The organism is Pseudomonas sp. G(2018), from assembly GCF_005502415.1.
GTDB lineage: Bacteria > Pseudomonadota > Gammaproteobacteria > Pseudomonadales > Pseudomonadaceae > Aquipseudomonas.
The window spans coordinates 99,718-118,498 of the sequence record NZ_SCOO01000003.1; the positions used below are offsets into that span (position 1 = coordinate 99,718).

Genomic DNA, 18,781 nt, shown 5'->3' on the forward strand with positions numbered 1-18,781 from the left:
ACTTCATTTGATCCCCGGTGTAATCAATCATGCAGCGACAATTCGACGATCTTCAATTGGGCAGCATCGAGCTGTTTTGCCTCGCCGCCGAGGCCGGCAGCTTCACCGCGGCCGCGCTGGTGGCGGGCGTTACACCAGCCGCGGTGAGCCGCTCGGTGTCGCGCATGGAAGAACGTCTGGGCGTGCGGCTGTTTGCGCGCACCACCCGCAGCGTCAATTTGACCGACAGCGGTCGACGCTATTACGAGGAATGCCGCCAGGCTTTGGCGCAGCTGGTGGAGGCCCAGCGCGAAGTCATGGGTCAGCAGCAAGTGCCGTCCGGGACCCTGCGAATCAGTATCCCGACGACGTACGCCCACCACCGGATCCTGCCGTTGTTGCCAGCCTTTCGTGCGCGCTTTCCGGCGGTGAAGGTCGAGTCGCACATCAGTAATCGCAACATTGATTTCGTCGGCGAAGGCTATGACATGGCGATTCGCGTGCGCGCGATTCCTGATTCAGGACTGATTGCCCGGCAGCTGGAGGACGCCGCGCTGGTGATGATTGCCAGCCCCGAGTACCTCAAGCGTGCCGGCACCCCACAAACCCTCGACGACTTGCAACAACACGAATGCATTCAGTACGAACTTCCCAGCAGCGGCCGACGCATCGCGTGGTTGTTCAATGACAACGGCGTGCAACGCGAGATTCTGGCCGAGGGCAATTTCAGCTGTTCCGACGATGTACTGGGCGGCGTGACGCTGGCGAAACACGGCGCGGGCCTGTTTCAGACCTATCGCTTTATCGTCGAGAAAGAACTGGCCGATGGCTCACTGGTGGAAGTACTCAAACCTTATGGAGGACGCTCGCGGCCATTCACTTTGCTGTATCCGCAAAATCGCCATATGCCGCTGAAAGTGCGGGCATTTATCGATTTCCTGATGGAGCACTTGCCGCGCTGACACCAAAAGCGTCCGATCACCGCACACAAAAAGCCAACCGGGCAGCTCTTGAATTGACCAAATTAACCATCTAGTACAATTTATCTCCACAGGCCGAATCTTTGGCCAATGCCAAAAACAATAAGTGGAGAAACCTCGATGTCCCCCATCATTATGGTGCTCAACGGCCCGAATCTGAACCTGCTCGGCACCCGTGAACCGGCGACCTACGGCCATGAAACCCTCGCGGACATTTCCGATCTGTGCGGCCGTGCCGCCGATGAGTTCGGCCTGGCGGTGGAGTTTCGCCAGACCAACCACGAAGGCGAGTTGCTCGACTGGATTCATGGTGCACGTGGTCGTTGCGCCGGCATCGTGATCAACCCCGCCGCCTGGACTCACACGTCGGTAGCGATCCGCGATGCCCTGGTCGCCAGTGAACTGCCGGTGATCGAAGTCCACTTGTCCAACGTCCACGCCCGTGAACCTTTCCGCCATCACTCCTTCGTGTCAGCCATTGCCACCGCGGTGATGGCCGGCTTCGGCAGCCACGGCTATCGCCTGGCGCTGGAGCATTTCAGCCAACGCTTGAAAGGATGAACGTCGTGAATCAGAACCAGACTGTATTGGCCGGACTGATCGGCGCCGGTATCCAGGCTTCACGCACCCCGGCGCTGCACGAACATGAAGGCGATGCCCAGGGTTTGCGCTACCTCTATCGCCTGATCGACCTCGATCAACTGCAACTCGACAGCAATGCCTTGCCCGACCTGTTGATGGCTGCCGAGCGCATGAACTTCACCGGGCTGAACATCACGTTCCCGTGCAAGCAGGCGATCATCCCGCTGCTCGACGAATTGTCCCCGGAAGCGCGAGGCATCGGCGCGGTGAACACCGTAGTACTCAAGGATGGCAAACGCATCGGCCACAACACCGACTGCCTGGGATTTGCCGAGGGTTTTCGCCGCGGTTTGCAGGGTGTTGCCCTTGAGCGCGTCGTGCAAATGGGCGCCGGTGGTGCTGGCGCGGCAGTGGCCCACGCACTCTTGAGCGAAGGCGTACAACAGTTGAGCATTTTCGACGTGGAAATCAGCCGCGCCCAGAGCCTGGCCGACAACCTCAACCAACATTTCGGCAGCGGCCGCGCGGTCGCCGGTCATGATTTGGCGCTGACCCTGGCCGAGGCTGATGGCCTGGTCAATACCACGCCGATGGGTATGAAAAAACTGCCGGGCATGCCCGTGCCGGTCGAGTTGCTTCGTGCCGAGTTGTGGGTGGCGGAGATTGTTTACTTCCCACTGGAAACCGAACTGCTACGCAATGCCCGCGCCCTGGGTTGCCGGACGCTGGATGGCGGCACCATGGCGGTGTTTCAGGCGGTGAAGGCGTTTGAATTGTTCAGCGGCGTGGTGCCGGATGCGCAGCGGATGCTGGAGCACTTTCAGAGCATGAATGGCTAAAGAGCTTCGCGGGCAAGCTTCGCTCCTACAGGTTGTAGGAGCGAGCGGGCGGCGATCCGGCTTGCCCGCGAAGGCGTCAGGCCTGCAGATATCGCAACACCGACTCGCAAATCATCTCCCGATGACGCTGTTTCACGCTTTCGTCCGGCAAGTCGATCTGGAAAATCTCGCCAAAGGTGTGGCGGTTCGATACGCGATAGAAGCAGAACGAACTGATCAACAAATGCACATCCAGCGGATCAAGACCGGCGCGGAACACCCCTTGTTCGGCACCTCGACGCAAAATCTCGCCCAGTGAATCGAGGATGGTGTTGTTCATTGCCTTGATTGCGTCGGAGCGCTTCACAAATTCGGCATTGTGAATATTCTCGATGCTGACGATGCGCACGAAATCGACGTTGCGGTCATGGTGATCGAAGGTGAACTCCACCAGCCGCCGAATCGCCTCCACCGGGGGCAGTTCGGCCAGGTGCAAGCGGTTTTCAGTGTTGCGGATATCGCCGTACAGCTTCTCCAGAACCTCGACGTAGAGCTGTTCCTTACTGCCGAAGTAGTAATAGATCATGCGCTTGGAGGTATGGATGCGTTCGGCGATGGCATCGACGCGCGCCCCGGAAAGACCTTGTTGAACGAACTCGACAATCGCCTCTTGAAGGATATTCTCGCGGGTTTTTTCCGGATTGTTCTTGCGACTCTTGCGCGGCTCGACAGGTTGTTCGGGCGCTGCGGAGAGTTCTGAAGTCATTGTCATTGCGGGCTCACGGCCATCACTGCACAGGCTGGCGATTATGAGCCGCGCCGCACAGTGAAGGAAGCCGTACGGCAGCGGTTTGTCGACGTGATTACGATTTTCCTACAACTTTGTCTGACGTACGGCTCCACTTCGGGATTTGGCCATGGCCGCCAGGCGCACTGCGACGTTGGCTGCGCCGTAACCGGCATAGCCATTCTTGCGCTGGATGATCTCGAAGAAGAACCGTCCCTCGAACGGCTCGGTGTACACGTGGAACAGCTCGCCACCCTGGGCATCGCGGTCGTACAGCACGTTGTAGTAGGCCAATTCGCTGAGGAACTCATCGTCGAAATCGAATCGTGCAGCCAGGTCGTCGTAGTAGTTGAGCGGAATATCCAGCAGCGGCACCCCCGCCTCTTTCGCACGGCTGACTTCGGCGAAGATGTCGTCGCAATCAAAGGCGATGTGATGCACGCCGGAGCCGCGATAACTCGACAGCGCGTGTGAGATCGCGGTATTGCGGTTTTCGGAAATGTTCAGCGGCAAGCGAATCGAACTGTCCCGGCTGCGCAATGCGCGGCTTTTCACCAGACCATAGGGATCGGGCAAAACCACTTCGTCATCGGCTTCGAAATCCAGCAGGCTCTTGTAGAACAGCACCCAACTGTCGAGGCTGTCGGCGGGCAGCGCCATGGCCATGTGGTCGATTCTCTTGAGACCGCCGCTGGCCACCGCGCCGGGCAACAGATTGAAATCGGTGCCGTAGACATCGTTCTCCTGATCCACCAGGTAAATCAGGCTGCCATCCGGCGCGCGCACGGCGGCGAGTTCCAGCTCATTGGGGCCGACCAGCCCGCGATAGGGCTGACCTTTGTAGGCCACGGCCCGCGCCAGAGCGCTTGCACTGTCTTTGACCCGCACGGCAGTGGCACACAGCGATGGGCCGTGCGCCTCGAAGAAACTGTGGCCGAACGAGTAAGGCTCGGAGTTGAGGATCAGGTTGATATCGCCCTGGCGCAGCAGGCTGACGCTCTTGGAGCGATGCTGGCCAGCCTTGACGAAGCCCAGTCGCTCCAGCCAATGGGACAGCTTGGCGCCGAGGCTTTCGTCCACGGCAAATTCGAGAAACTCGATACCGTTGTACTCGCTGGCCTTCGGCGTCTCGAACAAAATGTCGACGTTGGTCGGCGCCGGGGTTTCCTGCGCCAGACGCTGGCGGGTTTTCTCCTCCAGGTACAGCAACGAGCGCAAACCGTCGGCGGCGTTGGCCCGTGGCGGTGCGGCGCGGAAACCGTCGTTGAAGATTTCCAGCGACAGCGGCCCGGTGTAGCCACTCTTGATGATCGGTGCAAGGAAGCCCGGCAAGTCGAACTCACCCTGACCCGGGAAGCAGCGGAAATGCCGGCTCCACTCCAGCACATCCATGGCCAGGATCGGCGCGTCGGCCATTTGCACGAAGAAAATCTTGTCGCCGGGAATCTCGGCGATGGCACTCGGATCGCCCTTGAGCGACAGCGTATGAAAGCTGTCCAGCAAGACACCGAGGCTCGGGTGATCGGCCTGTCGGACGATGTTCCACACCTGCTGCCAGGTGTTCACATGCCGCCCCCAGGCCAGAGCTTCGTAACCAATGCGCAACCCGCGCGCGCCAGCGTGTTCGGCCAACAGCCGCAAGTCTTCGACTAAAATCTGTTCATCACCAATGGAGTCAGCCGAAGCGTTGCTGCACACCAACACCAGATCGGTGCCCAACTCCTGCATCAGGTCGAACTTGCGCTCGGCCCGTTCCAGATTGCGCGACAAGCGGTCACGGCGGCAGCCTTCGAAATCCCGGAACGGTTGAAACAGGGTGATGGCGATCCCGAGATCGGCGCACATCTGTCTAATTTCACGCGGGCTGCCGTCGTAGTAGAGAAGGTCGTTCTCGAAAATCTCTACACCGTCAAAACCGGCGGCGGCGATGGCTTCGAGTTTTTCCGGCAGGGTACCGCTCAAGGACACGGTGGCAATGGAACGCTGCATGTTTCGACTCCCGGTGGAGGCTTCGGCTGCAGGGAATTTGCGCCGATTTTAAAAGAGTGAGCGAATTATTGAGCTGGGCGGTGCAATGAGCAATTTAAAGTGTACTACCCGGTTAGTTTTGCGTGCGATTATCGAACACAATGGACTTTGGCGAATTGACGATTTTTTGTTCAATGCGCAACATCAACACCACATTGAGGCCGATCATGAACCGTCCGCCTCAGTTATAACGACCCTGAACACCACATAAAAATTTCAAAAAACGGGTATACGCTCATGCGCTCATTCAACGCCTTGCTCACTCGAACCACCATCATTACGCCCTGCCTGGCGTCCATCCGAACCTTGCGCTCCGCCGGCATCACCGTGCCGCTCGCTGAATAACCCGTCAGCCGACGAAACCAGCCGATCAGTCCTGCGCCCACCGCCATCGATTGATCACGCGCCCTTGAAGTCCAGACGAGCTTCGCTTGTCAGTCATTGAACGGATGGCCCAGATGAATCCTGCTCAAAGCTCTCGCATGGCTCCGGCCGTGAGCGCCGCCACTGGCGGCATCGGCGACAAAATCCGCGGCGCCATGGCCGTCGGCAAAACCCGTTGGGGCATGCTGGCGCTGGTGTTTTTCGCCACCACCCTGAACTACATCGACCGCGCCGCCCTCGGCGTCATGCAGCCCATCCTCGCCAAGGAAATGAGCTGGACGGCGATGGACTACGCCAACATCAACTTCTGGTTCCAGGTCGGCTACGCCATCGGCTTCGTGCTGCAAGGCCGTTTGATCGACCGGGTCGGCGTCAAGCGTGTGTTCTTCTGCGCCGTGCTGCTCTGGAGCCTGGCGACCGGCGCCCACGGCCTGGCCACTTCAGCGGTTGGTTTCATGGTCTGCCGCTTCATTCTCGGCCTGACCGAAGCCGCCAACTACCCGGCCTGCGTGAAGACCACGCGCCTGTGGTTCCCGGCCGGCGAACGCGCCGTGGCCACCGGCATTTTCAACGCCGGGACCAACGTCGGTGCGATGTTCACCCCAATGCTGCTGCCGCTGATCCTGCACGCCTGGGGCTGGCAAGCTGCGTTTCTCTGCATGGCGGCACTGGGCGGTATCTGGCTGTTGTTCTGGGGCTTGAAGTACTTCAACCCGGAAGATCACCCGAGCGTCAAACAGTCGGAGCTGGACTACATCCAGAATGAAGTCGAACCGGAACAAACCCGCGTACCCTTCTCGCGAATCCTGCGCATGCGCGGCACCTGGGCCTTCGCCCTCGCCTACTCGATCACCGCACCGGTGTTCTGGTTCTACCTGTACTGGCTGCCGCCGTTCCTCAACCAGCAATACAACCTGGGCATCAACGTGACCCAGATGGGCATTCCGCTGATCATCATTTACCTGACCGCCGACTTCGGCAGTGTCGGCGGCGGGATTCTCTCCTCGTTCCTGATCGGCCGCGGAGTCAATCCGATCAAGGCCCGATTGATGTCCATGTTCCTGTTCGCCTGCTGCATCATCGGCGTGATCATGGCGGCCGGATCCAGCAACCTGTGGGTCGCGGTAGCCGCGATTTCCCTGGCCATCGGCGCGCACCAGGCCTGGACCGCAAACATCTGGAGCCTGGTGATGGACTACACGCCCAAGCACATGATGAGTACGGTGTTCGGCTTCGGCGGCATGTGTGCTGCGATTGGCGGGATGTTCATGACCCAGTTGGTCGGCCACATCCTGACCATCACCAACAATAACTACACCGTGCTGTTCACCATGATTCCGGCGATGTACTTCATCGCACTGATCTGGATGTACTTCATGGCACCGCGCAAGATTCCGAAAGTAGAAGACTGATGTTCCCTCGGCGCGGGTCCGATTTCGGGCCTGCGCTTTTTTTTGTCCGCTGTTTATGGGTGATCAGTTGCTTGAGTTCAGCGGCGGCTTTGCTGCCAGGCCGCCGCCAACCCGCTGCAGCAAATCACGGCGATGCCGATCACGGTGGTCAGGGTCGGCGTGTGGGAAAACAGCAGCCAACCCAGCAGGCCCGCAAACACGATCTGGCAATAGCTGAACGGTGCCAGCAAGGCCGGTGCCGCATGACGGAAGGCCTGGGTCAGGAACAGGTGCGCCGTCATCCCGCAGGCCCCCAGCGCCAGCATCATTGCGCCATGCAGCAGGTTCGGCATCTGCCAGAAGAACGGCACCAGTGCGCTCATCACCAAGGTGTTGCACAGCCCGGCAAAGAAGTTGCTGGTGGTCGGGCTGTCGATTTCACTGAGCTTGCGCGTCAGCAACTGATAGAAGCAGAAAAACAGTGCCGAGCAGAACGGCAGCAACACCGCCGGCGTGAACAAATCACCACCGGGGTGAACGATGATCAGCACCCCAATGAAACCGCAAATCACCGCCAGCCATTGCCCCCGCGTCACCCGCTCCTTCAGCAGCGGCACCGACAGCGCAGTGACCAGCACCGGTGCCAGGAAGTTGACCGACGTGGCTTCGGCCAACGGGATGTACATCAAGCCGGTGGTGAAAAACAGGCTGGTGCCCAGCAGGCACAGGGCCCGGATCAGCTGAAGCAGCGGTCGTTTCGTGCGCAATACCCGCAGCCCGGATTGCGGCAGAAAGATCCCGGCCATCAGCAGGGTGTGAACCACGTAACGCGCCCACACCACCATGACAATCGGATAGAACCCGGACAGGTATTTCGATAGTGCGTCATGACTGGAAAACAGGAAGGTTGCGAGAACGATCAGCAAAATCCCCTTGAAGGGTTTGTTGACGCCGGAAAGCGGGGTGCTGACGGTCATTGGGTTTCCTTTTTTACATCGCAAAATCAAAAGCTTCGCGGGCAAGTCGGAACGCCGCCCGCGATAGGTGCGCAGCACCGCTTACAGCCGCGCCAACAAATCCCGGGTTTTATCCAAAGCCATCCGCGCCCGCTCCAACCCACTCACACCCTGCTCCAGCAGTTGCACCGTGGGAATCTCCAGGCTCAATGGAATGTTAGCCGGCAAGCAGCGCAACAACCCCGACAAATCACAATCGCCATCCCCGGGAAAACGTCGCTCGTTGCGTGCCTGACGCAAGATCTCGGCCATGTCCGCCGGCCGCGCCCCGGCAACATCACATAACTGCGCATACCGTAACCGTGAAGGCGCAACCCTGGCCAGATCTTCCAGCCGCGAACCCGAACGATCGAAGTGAAACGCGTCCACCAGGACCGCACCATTTTCGCGCCCGGCGCACTCGACGATGCGCACCGCTTGTTCAAGATTGCGCGCGTCGGTCCAAGGCATGAACTCCAGATGCGGATGTAAACCATAAGACGCTGCAAGATCACAAAGTTCGGCAAAGTTGTCCGTCATTCGTTGCTCGTCAGAATCGTTACCGGCCACCAGCAGCTCACTGGCACCGAATTCGGCACCAACCGCCAGAATGTTCTCGAAATCGGCGACGACGGTATCCGGTTTCAGCCGCAAGATTTCAACATCCAGTACACGAATGCCGGTATCACGCAGACGCGTCAGGGTCTGACGGCGCAGATCGCCATCAACCACCAACGCAAAGTGATGTTCCTCTGGCGTCGCTGGCACCAGACGCAAGCCGACATGGCTGTAACCGGCTCGCGCCGCGACCTCGACCATGTCGGGCGGTGACAACTCCAGCACCGTCAGGCTGGCCAGGGAAAAGATGCGTTCGCTCATGGTCAGCCCTCGATCTGGGACGGCGCGCACGCGCGACCGGTTTCGGCGGCTTCGCGAATGGCTTCGATCAGTGCCAGGGTGCGACCGGCATCGGCGACACTCACCAGCGGCTCGACTTCCCCACGAACGACGCGCACGAAGTGCTGCAATTGCAAACGCAGGGCTGCATCGGTACTGAAGCGCTCCTGGGTCGACAGCAACTGTTCGTGCCAACCGCCATCGGCCTCTGCATAGTGCCAGTGTTTGAGTTGCGGAATGCTCAAAGCACCGCCGGTCCCGGCCAGCAAATAACAGGGCTGATCGGCTTGACGTGGATACACCGGGTTCTCCCCCGAATCCAGCTCCCAACTCCACGGCGCCGCCACCGCATCGGACCCGGTCAGGCTACCCAGCGCGCCGTTGTCGAACTGCAGCAGCACCGCCGCGCAATCCTCGTTGGCGAACCCGCGTATCGCGTTGCTGGTAATGGCCTGGACCTGACGCACTTCACCGCACAGGTGCCGCAGCAGATCGAGGTCGTGGATCAGGTTGGTCAACAACATCCCCGCACCGGCCTCGCGCCGCCACGTGGTCTCGAAATAACTGTCGGGTTTGCGCAACTGCCAGAGTGCCGTGACCGTGGTCAGTCGGCCCAGGGCGCCACTGTGGACAAGTTCATGGGCGCGGACGATCAGCGGGTTGTGGCGACGGTGATGGCCAACCAGCACTGGAACGCCCGTGGCTTTCGAAGTCGCCACCAGTTCGCGGACGTCGTCCAGGTGCACCCCAACCGGTTTTTCCAGCAACACCGGCACGCCAGCGGCGAGGCAATCGAGCGCAGTGCTGACGTGCAAATTATTCGGATTGGCGACGATGACAGCGTCCGGCTTCGCCTGCTCCAGCATCTGACAATGATCTGCGAAATACGCCACACCCCATAGCGCCGCGAGATGTGCCGCTTGCGGTCCGGGATCGGCCACCGCGCTTAAGGTGGCCTCGTCCAGGGATTTCAGATGCTGGTAATGCTGCTGGCCCATGTTGCCAGCGCCGATCAGAGCGATGCGAAGGGGCGAACTCATGGTGCGGTCCTCTTGTGGTTATTGTCGGATGGGTGAACCCCAACAATTTAGAACCGAGTTCCAGATTACAACACAAGCATCAGCAGATAGTGTTCGAACAGCGCACAGCTTTCAGAAGTACACGACAATCAAATGTGGGAGCGTTGGTCTTAAGCAAACAACTCCGACGCCAGACTCGCCGCCGACAATTCCTCGGTAAACGCCAACAACAGCGGCGCCAGCTCATGCAACCGCGCCCCCGGCATGCGCGCGCTCGGTCCGGCGATGCTGAGCACGCCGATCACCCGGCCATCAGCGGGATGGCGCACCACTGCGGCAATCGCCGAGGTGCCCACCGCCGAACTTTCCTCGACACAGGCGTAACCCTGCTCCCGCGCCAGGCGCAGGCGTTCAAGCAGTTCGATGTTGGACCGCGGTGCATTCGGCCCCAACTCCAGCGGCCGGTCCGCCGCCTGGCGCTCGACCAGCGACAAGGCCTCGGCATCGCTCATGCACGCCAGCCAGGCATGTCCTGAAGCGGTGTAGAACAGCGGCGCATCACGGCCCATGTCCGGGTCGTACCGCAGACCGGAACGGGCGCCCTGGGATTTGGCGATCCAGGTCTGCCGCTCGCCCTCGATCACACCGAGGCGCACCAGTTCGCCGGTTTCCTGCGCCAGGCGATCAAGCACCGGTTGCACGATGTCGGCGCCACTGCTCGACAGGTATCGGAACCCCATCGCCACCAGTTTGGTCGACAAGTGATAACGCAGGTTCTCCGGATTCTGCCGCACATAACCCAGGCGGATCAGCTCGGCGAGCAGGCGGTGGGTGGCGCTTTTTGGAATATCCAGCTGCTCCGCCAGGGTCTGCATCGGCAAGCCGCGAGGGTCACTGGTGAGACTTTCAAGCACACTGAAAACACGTTCGATCTGACTGCCGGCCATGGGGACTTTCCACGCAAATTTTGCCGATTCTAGAAGACATCCCGCCGAACGCGAAATCTGGAACTGACTGTCCGATAAACGCCCGTTTTATACGTCCAGTCCTTGCTCGCTTCAATCCGACTCTTATATTTTCTGGAACCAAATTCCAAAACAACAATACGCTGGAGCTCGAAAAATGCCTGCCGAACCGCACGTTCTTCCCGACATTGACTGCGATGTGCTGGTAGTCGGCTCCGGTGCGGCCGGGTTGTCAGCGGCGGTGACTGCGGCATGGCATGGCCTGAAGGTCATTGTGGTTGAAAAAGATCCGGTGTTCGGCGGTGCCACGGCCTGGTCCGGTGGCTGGGCCTGGGTACCGTGCAATCCCCTGGCCCGGCGCGCCGGCATCGTCGAAAACGTGGAGTTGCCGCGCACGTACCTCAAGCATGAACTGGGCGAGCGTTACCGGCCGGAAATGATCAACGCATTCCTGGAGGCCGGCCCGCAAATGGTCGGGTTCTTCGAACAGCACACCTCGCTGCAATTCGCCGATGGTAATGCGATTTCCGACATTCATGGCGATACGCCGGGCGCCGGCACCGGTGGACGCTCGGTGATCGCCGCACCGTACGACGCACGAAAAGTCGGCAAGCTGCTCAAGCGCCTGCGAAAAACCATGCGCGAAACGTCTTTCATGGGCATGCCGATCATGGCCGGCGCAGACCTGACAGCGTTTCTCAACCTGACCCGCTCGCTGTCGGCAGCCTGGCATGTCACCCGGCGTTTTACCCGCCACCTGCTCGACCTCGCCGTGCATGGTCGGGCGATGCAATTGGTCAACGGCGTGGCACTGGTGGCGCGGCTGGCGAAATCCGCCGATGACCTCGGCGTGTTGCTCTGGGAGTCGGCGCCGGTCACCCAATTGCTGCGTGAAAACAATCAGGTGTGCGGCGCCGTGATCAATACCTCCAAAGGGGCGGTTCGCATCAAGGCGCGCAAGGCCGTGGTACTCGCGGCGGGCGGTTTCGCCAATGATGTCGAACGACGCAAGGCACTGTTCCCGCGCACACCCACCGGACATGAACACCTGGCCTTGCCACCCCTCGGCGTGTCCGGCGATGGCCTGCGACTGGGTGAAAGCGTTGGCGCCCAGGTGGATGCCGACCTGCAATCCCCCGTCGCCTGGGCCCCGGTTTCCCGTGTACCACACAGCGACGGCAGCACGGGTCACTTTCCGCACATCATCGAACGCGGCAAGCCCGGGATCATCGGTGTATTGAGCAACGGCCAGCGCTTCGTCAACGAAGCCAACGGCTATTACGACTACGTGACGGCAATGGTCGCCGCCGCACCAGAGGGCGAAGAAGTCGCCTCCTGGCTGATCTGCAGCCATGCCTTTCAACGGCGATATGGCTTGGGCATCTCTCGGCCGTTTCCCGTACCGCTGTCATCCTTTATCCGCAGTGGCTATCTGAAAACCGGCAACACCCTTGATGAATTGGCGTCGGCCTGCGGCATCGATCGGGACGGCTTGCGCAGCACCGTGTCGGAGTACAACCGGCATGCACGCAACGGCGAAGACCCACAGTTCGGCCGCGGCACGACACCCTATAACCGCAAACAGGGTGATGCGTCGCAGCAACCCAATCCGTGTGTCGCCCCCCTCGAACAAGGGCCGTTCTACGCCGTGAAAGTCGAGCCCGGCTGCTTCGGCACCTTCGCCGGCCTCAAGGTCAACCGGCACGCCCAGGTCCTCGACGATTCGGGACAAGCCATCGCCGGGTTGTACGCGGCGGGGGGCGACATGGCCAGCATCATGGGAGGGCATTACCCTGCTGGCGGCATCAACATCGGCCCGGCGCTGACCTTCGGCTACATCGCCGCACGCCACATTGCAGGAATCACCGCTTACGAACAGGAGATCGACCATGCAGCACATCGCTAATGCACAGGGATTGAACATGCCAAAACTCGGCCTCGGCACCTGGCCGATGCTGGGTGACGAATGCACCCGTGCCGTGGAACAGGCCCTGGCCTTGGGTTATCGGCACATCGATACGGCGGCGGCCTACAACAACGAAGACGCAGTCGGTCAGGCGCTGGTGAACAGTCCGACACCTCGCGAAAAGATCCACGTGACGACCAAAGTCTGGTGGGATCAACTGCAGCCCGACGCCATGCGCCATTCCATGGACCGCAGCCTCAAGGCCCTGCACAGCGATTACGTCGACTTGTTCATGATTCATTGGCCCTCCACGGATTGGGATCTGCTGCGCACCCTTGAAACCCTGGTGTCGTTCAAGGAACAAGGCCTGGCGCGCAACATCGGCGTGGCGAATTTTCCATTGCCACTGCTGCGCAAAGTCGTCGAGGAGCTTGGCGCGCCTCTGTCCGCGATTCAGGTCGAATACCACGTGCTGCTCGGACAAAACGCCTTGCTGAACTACGCCCGCCTACACGACATGGCGCTGACGGCCTACACACCACTGGCCCGCAACAAGGTGTCGGATATTCCTGCAATCCAGCAGATCGCCGCCAAACACGGTGTGCTTCCGACCCAGGTCGCACTCAAATGGTTGCTGGATCAACCGAACGTGGCGGCGATTCCCAAAGCCAGCAGCGAGGCCAATCAACGAGCCAATCTCGCCGCGCTGAACGTGCACCTGGATGATGAGGATCGTCGATTGATCGCCGGTTTGTCCAAGCGCGAACGTCAGGTCAGCCCGGACTTTGCACCGGTGTGGGATGCGTTCGACCAGTAAGCGGGAAATGGCCATGGCCGTTCCGCGACGATCGTGGCCTTACTAACCCTTACACATTTTTCCCACACCATTTTTGCCTGTGCAGTTATTCATGGATCTGGCGATACCCGCCCCATCAATCCATGAGAGACCGCAAACATGTTATGGAACAAGGCAAGACGCAGTGACAACGTGAACGACACACGCAAGGGCAAGGATGCCCGCACACTCACAGGGAAAACCCTCGGGGCCGGACTGGCCGTGGCCGCGCTGGCGAGCGCGGGGCTTTACTCGACGCTGGGCGACACTCCGAAAACCTCCTCGCAGCAGCTTGTGCCATCAACCGCCCTCGCCATCGAACCCGAAAAAGATCGGCAGCTGATGTTTGTTCAATCAGTGCTGGGTGAAACCGAAGACACCTGGAAGCAGCTTTTTGCAAAAACAGGACGCCACTATCCGCCTCCCTCACTAACGCTATTCGATGATGGCGTGAGCTCAGGGTGTGGTTTTGCCAGTTCCACCATCGGACCCTTCTACTGCCCGAGCAATCAACAGGTGTACCTTGACCTGGAGTTCCTCTCAAAGCTGGAGCAGCGGTTTTCTTTGGTCGGCGACTTCGCGCGGGCCTACATCATCGCTCACGAAATCGGCCATCACGTGCAGCTGGAACTGGGCCTTTCCGACCCGCTCGAAAAAGCCCTGCGGGACAAGAAACCCGTCGCCGGCGATGGTGGTCTGGAGGTTCGCGGGGAATTGCAGGCCGATTGCCTGGCAGGTGTCTGGGCACATCACGCGCAGCAGCGCCTGGACTGGCTGGAACCTGGTGATATCGAGGCCGCATTGCATGCCGCGACAGTGTTCGGTGACGACTACCTGCAACGCTTCAAGACCACTGGCGTGCGACCAGAGACATTCAGCCACGGCACCTCACAGCAGCGCGTGAACTGGTTCAAAACCGGTTTTGACACAGGCCGCACAGACGCTTGCGACACCTTCGCCGCCTTAGACCTGTAAGACCCGCCGATCAACGAAACCACTGATATCACACCCTGCGCAGAACCCGCGGCGCTCAAGGCTGTCTGACGACCGGACTGGCGCCGCTCCCCCTGAGCAGCAACACTCATCGCACGCTTCTTTACCCGGAACGAAAGAGGATTCCCACATGCTATGGAAAAAAGGCCGACGCAGCGACAACGTGGTCGATGCCCGTGGCGATGATGTCGGCGGCGGTGGCGGGATGCGCTTCGGTGGCGGCAAGGGCCTGAGCCTGACGGCGATCCTTCTGATTGTCGGGATCGGTTGGATCACCGGCCAGGACCCGATGCAAATACTCGGTGAACTGACGGGCCAGATGGGCGAGCAATCGGCACCGACCACCAACCAGACCCGCAAGGCGCCACCGGCCAACGATGAAGGGGCGGAATTCGTCCGTTCGATCCTCGGCGATACCGAAGACACTTGGCGGCAGATTTTCCAGCAGGCCGGTCGTCAATATAAAGACCCGACCCTGGTGCTGTTCAGCAATCGCGTCAATTCGGCATGTGGCATGGCGACGTCGGCCACGGGACCGTTCTATTGCCCGGCGGATCAGAAGGTCTATCTGGATACGAGCTTCTTCCAGGAGATGTCACAACGCTTTGCGGCCGCCGGCGATTTCGCCCAGGCCTACGTGATCGCTCACGAAGTCGGACACCATGTACAGACCTTGCTTGGCGTTTCCGCGAAGATTCAGGCAGCCCGCCAACAGGGCCGGCAAATGGAAGGCGACGGCGGCTTGCTGGTTCGTCAGGAATTGCAAGCCGACTGCCTGGCCGGGGTCTGGGCCAATAATGCACAGCAGCGACTGAACTGGCTGGAGCCGGGTGATATCGAAGAAGCACTGAACGCAGCAAATGCCATCGGCGACGATCGATTGCAGCAACAGGGTCAAGGCCGCGTGGTGCCTGACTCGTTCACCCATGGTACGTCGGCGCAACGGGTGCGCTGGTTCAAAACCGGATTCGCGCAAGGCCAGGTTGGCCAGTGCGATACCTTTGCGGCGAAAAATCTGTAAATGAAAAAATGGTTGTTGGTGTTGCTTTTCACTTGCGCAAGCCCTTTGACAAATTCTTGGGCGGCCGAGCATGGGGTCAAGGAACTCAGCCCGGGACGCCTGCTGTTGAAATCCGGCGAGATGGCGGTAGGTCTCGGCCCCGCGCCGGCAAAGATCGAACGGGTATTGATCATCGTCCACGGTCGCTTGCGCAATGCACAAACCTACCTTAAAAGCGGCGAACATTCGGCAGAACTGGCAGGGCAAAGTGCATCGACCCTGGTGATCGCCCCGCAATTTCTCAATGAAGCCGACGTCGCGCTGCACCCGGTGGCCGAGACGGTTTTGCGCTGGCAAGGCAACGAATGGATGGCCGGCGGCGAGTCCTCCGCACCGTTTCGTCTGAGTTCCTACGAGGCACTGGACGAAATCGTCGCACGCCTGAGTGATCGCAAGCAGTTTCCGGATGTGAAGCAAATCGTGATCGCCGGTCATTCCGGTGGTGCTCAAGTGGTTCAGCGCTACGCTTTGCTGGGCCACGATCAACCCGCCGTGCAGGCCGCTGGCGTGCAAGTGCGCTACGTCATCGCCAATCCGTCTTCTTATGCGTATTTCGATGAGCGTCGACCGGTGGCCTTCAATCACGCCGGATGCCCGGACTTCAACCGCTGGAAGTACGGACTGACAGATTTACCCGCCTATGCCGAAGGACAAAGTGCCGCGCAATTGCAGGAAAAATACCTCAAGCGCGACATCGTTTATCTACTGGGGCAACAGGACACCGACGCCAATCACCCGGCGCTGGATAAAAGCTGCGAGGCCAAGGCACAAGGCCCGAATCGATTGGCGCGGGGGCGTTTTTACTTCAATTATCTGAAGCGCCTGCAACCGCAAGGGTTGAAGCAGCAGCTGATCGAAGTGCGCGGGGTGGGGCATGACGGGGATGGGATGTTTACCTCGCCGGAGGGGCAAAGGGCGTTGTTTGGACAGTAAGATTTTAGGTGTTTGATCTGACGCCATCGCGGGCAAGCCCGCGATGAGGCCCTCAAGCCGACAGCATCCGCCGCAACTCGACACAATCCGCCGCATGCCAATCCGTCAATTCGGGCCACGGATTATCCGGCAAATTCACCAACACCGTCCGCGTGCCCGCCGCACGCCCGCAATCCAGATCGAAGCGATAATCGCCGACCATCACCATCTCGCTGGTCGGCACATTCCAGGCCTCGGCCAGTTTCAGCAAACCACCGGGATGCGGTTTTGGTGGCGCTTCATCGCGACCGAGTACATCCTCCACCGCGAAGCAGTCGGCCAGGCCGATGGCCTCCAGGGTGACATGCGCCAGCTCACGGGCATTGCGCGTGAGAATGCCCAGGCGATAGCCACGTCCGGCCAGTTCACGTACCAACTCCACAGCACCCGGTGCCGGCTTCGAGCCCAGCGCCAGATCCCGCTCGTGTTCCAGAAGCCACGCGTGTTTGGTTGCGGCCTCATCCGCCGGCAACGCCGCGAGATGAGTCAGGATGTCGTGGTCCGCCGGGATCGCCAAGGCCACGCGTATCGCCGCGAAGTCATGCACGGCCACCGTCAGGGTGCCGTCCATGTCGAACACCCAATGACGCACGTCGGCCAGGCTCATGCCCAATCCTTGCGATGGCGGATCAGGCCTTCCTGAGTGACCGAGGCCACCAGTTGCCCGGCACGGTTGAACACGCTGCCGCGGGAGAACCCTCGGGAGTTACCGGCCCACGGACTGTCCATGGCGTACAGCAACCAGTCATCGGCACGCAGGTCGGCATGGAACCACAGCGCGTGGTCGAGGCTGGCGACCTGCATGTCCTTGTGCCAGACCGATTTGCCATGGGGCTGCATCGAGGTGGTCAACAGTCCGAAGTCCGAGGCGTAGGCCAGTAAATATTTGTGCAGCGCCGGAGAGTCGGCCAAGGCACCGTCGGCACGAAACCAGACGTACTTGATCGGATCCGAGGGTTGCGGGTTGTAGGGATCTTTCTCGGTGATTGGCCGAAACTCGATCGGTTTCGGGCACAGCAGCTTTTCGCGCATTTTTTCCGGGATCAGGTGCGCGCGCTGCTGGGTCAGCTCCAGTTCCGATGGCAGGCTTTCCGGCCCGACCACTTGCGGCATCTCGCTCTGGTGCTGGAAACCCTCTTCGTCGTACTGGAACGAGGCGCTGCAGGTGAAGATCGGATGCCCCTTCTGGATCGCCGTCACCCGGCGCGTGCTGAAACTGCCGCCGTCGCGGACCCGATCAACTTGATACACCACCGGCAACCCGGCATCGCCCGGACGCAGGAAGTAACCGTGCATCGAATGCACGTGGCGCGTTTCTTCAACGGTCTGACTGGCCGCCGACAGCGACTGGCCGAGTACCTGACCGCCGAACAACTGACGAAAGCCCAGGTCCTGGCTGCGGCCACGGAACAGGTTTTCTTCGATCGGCTCCAGGGTCAGCAGGTCCACCAGATCATCCAACACTTGGCTCATTCAGACTCTCCTCACACAACGCAATGCCGCGCAGTCTTGGCTGCGTCGGTCGATTCAGTTTCTGGCCCGTGCCAACATGAGGGCCATTGTAAACGTCCGTGCCAGGTTATCCATGCAAGGTTTGCAGCCATTGTTCACGGCTGATGCGATACAGCACGTGATGACGCAGCGGATGATCGACGGCGAGCTTCGGATGCTCGAAGTCATCGGCAGGGTCATGGTGCATGCCGATGGCCTGCATGACCTTCTGCGAAGGCAGATTGTTGTCAGCGGTGAACGAGACGATTTCGCTCAGCGGCAATCGGTCAAAGCCACAACGCAGAGCGGTCCATGCCGCTTCGCTGGCATAGCCAAGTCCCCAGTGTTGCCGCGCCAGGCGCCAGCCGATCTCGATGGCCGGGGTGAAAGGCGCGTCGAAGCCGACCACGCCCAGACCGGTAAAACCGATGAACTGCCCCGTGTCCTTGCGCTCCAGCGCCCAGAGGCCGAAGCCGTGCTCGGCAAAATGACCTCTGATTCGCCCAATCAATGAAGCGCTTTCCAGGCGACTCAAGGGCGCCGGAAAATAACGCATGACCTGTGGATCGGCACACATCGCCGCAAACTCCGGCAGATCCTCGTCGCGCCACTGGCGCATCAACAGTCGCGCACTCTCGAGCTTCAGTATCGGCTCCATCGTCCCCCCGCCCTCCGTCTGGATGTCGCAAGTCTACAACG

The 18,781-nt window shown here is 60.3% G+C and carries 18 protein-coding genes; 9 read left to right on the forward strand and 9 right to left on the reverse strand.

The genetic code is table 11. The features are described from left to right. Positions 1-29 precede the first annotated feature (29 nt). From FFS64_RS04000 to FFS64_RS04010, 3 genes are all read left to right on the forward strand, one after another. Positions 30-941, forward strand: coding sequence for a LysR family transcriptional regulator (locus tag FFS64_RS04000; protein ID WP_095196655.1), 912 nt, complete (start codon positions 30-32; stop codon positions 939-941). A 138-nt stretch (positions 942-1,079) separates the two neighbouring features. After that, a complete protein-coding gene (aroQ, locus tag FFS64_RS04005) occupies positions 1,080-1,520 on the forward strand; it encodes a type II 3-dehydroquinate dehydratase (protein WP_137804323.1) in 441 nt (146 codons plus the stop codon). Continuing rightward, positions 1,517-2,380, forward strand: a complete 864-nt coding sequence (locus tag FFS64_RS04010; RefSeq protein ID WP_372242164.1) for a shikimate dehydrogenase — start codon at positions 1,517-1,519, stop codon at positions 2,378-2,380. Before aroQ ends, FFS64_RS04010 begins: the two co-directional genes overlap by 4 nt. 76 nt (positions 2,381-2,456) lie before the next feature. Here the strand turns inward: FFS64_RS04010 and FFS64_RS04015 are convergent, their stop codons facing one another. Then, on the reverse strand, positions 2,457-3,131 hold the full coding sequence (locus tag FFS64_RS04015) for a TetR/AcrR family transcriptional regulator (protein ID WP_137804325.1): 675 nt from the start codon (positions 3,129-3,131) through the stop codon (positions 2,457-2,459). A 102-nt stretch (positions 3,132-3,233) separates the two neighbouring features. Next, on the reverse strand, positions 3,234-5,135 hold the full coding sequence (quiC, locus tag FFS64_RS04020) for a 3-dehydroshikimate dehydratase QuiC (RefSeq protein WP_137804326.1): 1,902 nt from the start codon (positions 5,133-5,135) through the stop codon (positions 3,234-3,236). Positions 5,136-5,632: 497 nt separating this feature from the next. On the opposite strand from quiC, the gene FFS64_RS04025 reads away from it, so the two are divergent. Further along, positions 5,633-6,970: an MFS transporter gene (locus FFS64_RS04025; protein WP_137804327.1), complete on the forward strand. Its 1,338-nt coding sequence runs from the start codon at positions 5,633-5,635 to the stop codon at positions 6,968-6,970. A gap of 77 nt (positions 6,971-7,047) precedes the next feature. Here FFS64_RS04025 and FFS64_RS04030 read toward each other — a convergent pair whose 3' ends face one another. The 4 genes from FFS64_RS04030 to FFS64_RS04045 form a co-directional block, all read right to left on the reverse strand. After that, positions 7,048-7,926: a DMT family transporter gene (locus tag FFS64_RS04030; protein ID WP_137804328.1), complete on the reverse strand. Its 879-nt coding sequence runs from the start codon at positions 7,924-7,926 to the stop codon at positions 7,048-7,050. Positions 7,927-8,007: 81 nt separating this feature from the next. Beyond that, positions 8,008-8,823: a sugar phosphate isomerase/epimerase gene (locus tag FFS64_RS04035; protein WP_137804329.1), complete on the reverse strand. Its 816-nt coding sequence runs from the start codon at positions 8,821-8,823 to the stop codon at positions 8,008-8,010. 2 nt (positions 8,824-8,825) lie between these two features. Next, positions 8,826-9,881 carry a Gfo/Idh/MocA family protein gene (locus FFS64_RS04040; protein WP_137804330.1) on the reverse strand — a complete coding sequence of 352 codons (1,056 nt, stop codon included), beginning with the start codon at positions 9,879-9,881 and terminating at the stop codon, positions 8,826-8,828. A gap of 149 nt (positions 9,882-10,030) precedes the next feature. Then, positions 10,031-10,807, reverse strand: coding sequence for an IclR family transcriptional regulator (locus FFS64_RS04045; RefSeq protein ID WP_137804331.1), 777 nt, complete (start codon positions 10,805-10,807; stop codon positions 10,031-10,033). A 175-nt stretch (positions 10,808-10,982) separates the two neighbouring features. Here FFS64_RS04045 and FFS64_RS04050 point away from each other — a divergent pair, with 175 nt between their 5' ends. The 5 genes from FFS64_RS04050 (at position 10,983) to FFS64_RS04070 (ending at position 16,552) form a co-directional block, all read left to right on the forward strand. Next, the gene (locus tag FFS64_RS04050; protein ID WP_137804332.1) at positions 10,983-12,731 is read left to right on the forward strand and encodes an FAD-dependent oxidoreductase; all 1,749 of its coding nucleotides are present in this window, start codon (positions 10,983-10,985) and stop codon (positions 12,729-12,731) included. Continuing rightward, positions 12,715-13,548, forward strand: coding sequence for an aldo/keto reductase (locus tag FFS64_RS04055; protein WP_137804333.1), 834 nt, complete (start codon positions 12,715-12,717; stop codon positions 13,546-13,548). The genes FFS64_RS04050 and FFS64_RS04055 overlap by 17 nt, the downstream gene beginning before the upstream one ends. Positions 13,549-13,686: 138 nt before the next feature. Continuing rightward, positions 13,687-14,541: a neutral zinc metallopeptidase gene (locus tag FFS64_RS04060; RefSeq protein ID WP_137804334.1), complete on the forward strand. Its 855-nt coding sequence runs from the start codon at positions 13,687-13,689 to the stop codon at positions 14,539-14,541. 148 nt (positions 14,542-14,689) lie between these two features. Beyond that, on the forward strand, positions 14,690-15,580 hold the full coding sequence (locus FFS64_RS04065) for a neutral zinc metallopeptidase (protein WP_137804335.1): 891 nt from the start codon (positions 14,690-14,692) through the stop codon (positions 15,578-15,580). Continuing rightward, positions 15,581-16,552 carry an alpha/beta hydrolase gene (locus FFS64_RS04070; protein ID WP_137804336.1) on the forward strand — a complete coding sequence of 324 codons (972 nt, stop codon included), beginning with the start codon at positions 15,581-15,583 and terminating at the stop codon, positions 16,550-16,552. Positions 16,553-16,604: 52 nt separating this feature from the next. On the opposite strand, the gene FFS64_RS04075 is transcribed toward FFS64_RS04070, so the two are convergent. From FFS64_RS04075 to FFS64_RS04085, 3 genes are all read right to left on the reverse strand, one after another. After that, positions 16,605-17,198 (reverse strand): HAD family hydrolase, encoded by a 594-nt coding sequence (locus tag FFS64_RS04075; protein WP_137804337.1) that lies wholly within the window; start codon positions 17,196-17,198, stop codon positions 16,605-16,607. Further along, positions 17,195-18,064, reverse strand: coding sequence for an acyl-CoA thioesterase II (gene tesB, locus FFS64_RS04080; protein WP_137804338.1), 870 nt, complete (start codon positions 18,062-18,064; stop codon positions 17,195-17,197). Before tesB ends, FFS64_RS04075 begins: the two co-directional genes overlap by 4 nt. 106 nt (positions 18,065-18,170) lie before the next feature. Continuing rightward, positions 18,171-18,740 carry a GNAT family N-acetyltransferase gene (locus tag FFS64_RS04085; RefSeq protein ID WP_095196672.1) on the reverse strand — a complete coding sequence of 190 codons (570 nt, stop codon included), beginning with the start codon at positions 18,738-18,740 and terminating at the stop codon, positions 18,171-18,173. Positions 18,741-18,781: the final 41 nt, after the last annotated feature.

Bases quoted from the DNA above. Each gene is read 5' to 3' on its own strand.
- FFS64_RS04025 (WP_137804327.1), top strand. From the start codon at position 5,633: ATGAATCCTGCTCAAAGCTCTCGCATGGCTCCGGCCGTGAGCGCCGCC.
- FFS64_RS04045 (WP_137804331.1), bottom strand. From the start codon at position 10,807: ATGGCCGGCAGTCAGATCGAACGTGTTTTCAGTGTGCTTGAAAGTCTC.
- FFS64_RS04030 (WP_137804328.1), bottom strand. From the start codon at position 7,926: ATGACCGTCAGCACCCCGCTTTCCGGCGTCAACAAACCCTTCAAGGGG.
- aroQ (WP_137804323.1), top strand. From the start codon at position 1,080: ATGTCCCCCATCATTATGGTGCTCAACGGCCCGAATCTGAACCTGCTC.
- FFS64_RS04000 (WP_095196655.1), top strand. From the start codon at position 30: ATGCAGCGACAATTCGACGATCTTCAATTGGGCAGCATCGAGCTGTTT.
- FFS64_RS04015 (WP_137804325.1), bottom strand. From the start codon at position 3,131: ATGACAATGACTTCAGAACTCTCCGCAGCGCCCGAACAACCTGTCGAG.
- FFS64_RS04070 (WP_137804336.1), top strand. From the start codon at position 15,581: ATGAAAAAATGGTTGTTGGTGTTGCTTTTCACTTGCGCAAGCCCTTTG.
- FFS64_RS04050 (WP_137804332.1), top strand. From the start codon at position 10,983: ATGCCTGCCGAACCGCACGTTCTTCCCGACATTGACTGCGATGTGCTG.
- FFS64_RS04075 (WP_137804337.1), bottom strand. From the start codon at position 17,198: ATGAGCCTGGCCGACGTGCGTCATTGGGTGTTCGACATGGACGGCACC.
- FFS64_RS04060 (WP_137804334.1), top strand. From the start codon at position 13,687: ATGTTATGGAACAAGGCAAGACGCAGTGACAACGTGAACGACACACGC.
- FFS64_RS04010 (WP_372242164.1), top strand. From the start codon at position 1,517: ATGAACGTCGTGAATCAGAACCAGACTGTATTGGCCGGACTGATCGGC.
- FFS64_RS04055 (WP_137804333.1), top strand. From the start codon at position 12,715: ATGCAGCACATCGCTAATGCACAGGGATTGAACATGCCAAAACTCGGC.
- tesB (WP_137804338.1), bottom strand. From the start codon at position 18,064: ATGAGCCAAGTGTTGGATGATCTGGTGGACCTGCTGACCCTGGAGCCG.
- FFS64_RS04065 (WP_137804335.1), top strand. From the start codon at position 14,690: ATGCTATGGAAAAAAGGCCGACGCAGCGACAACGTGGTCGATGCCCGT.
- FFS64_RS04040 (WP_137804330.1), bottom strand. From the start codon at position 9,881: ATGAGTTCGCCCCTTCGCATCGCTCTGATCGGCGCTGGCAACATGGGC.
- FFS64_RS04085 (WP_095196672.1), bottom strand. From the start codon at position 18,740: ATGGAGCCGATACTGAAGCTCGAGAGTGCGCGACTGTTGATGCGCCAG.
- quiC (WP_137804326.1), bottom strand. From the start codon at position 5,135: ATGCAGCGTTCCATTGCCACCGTGTCCTTGAGCGGTACCCTGCCGGAA.
- FFS64_RS04035 (WP_137804329.1), bottom strand. From the start codon at position 8,823: ATGAGCGAACGCATCTTTTCCCTGGCCAGCCTGACGGTGCTGGAGTTG.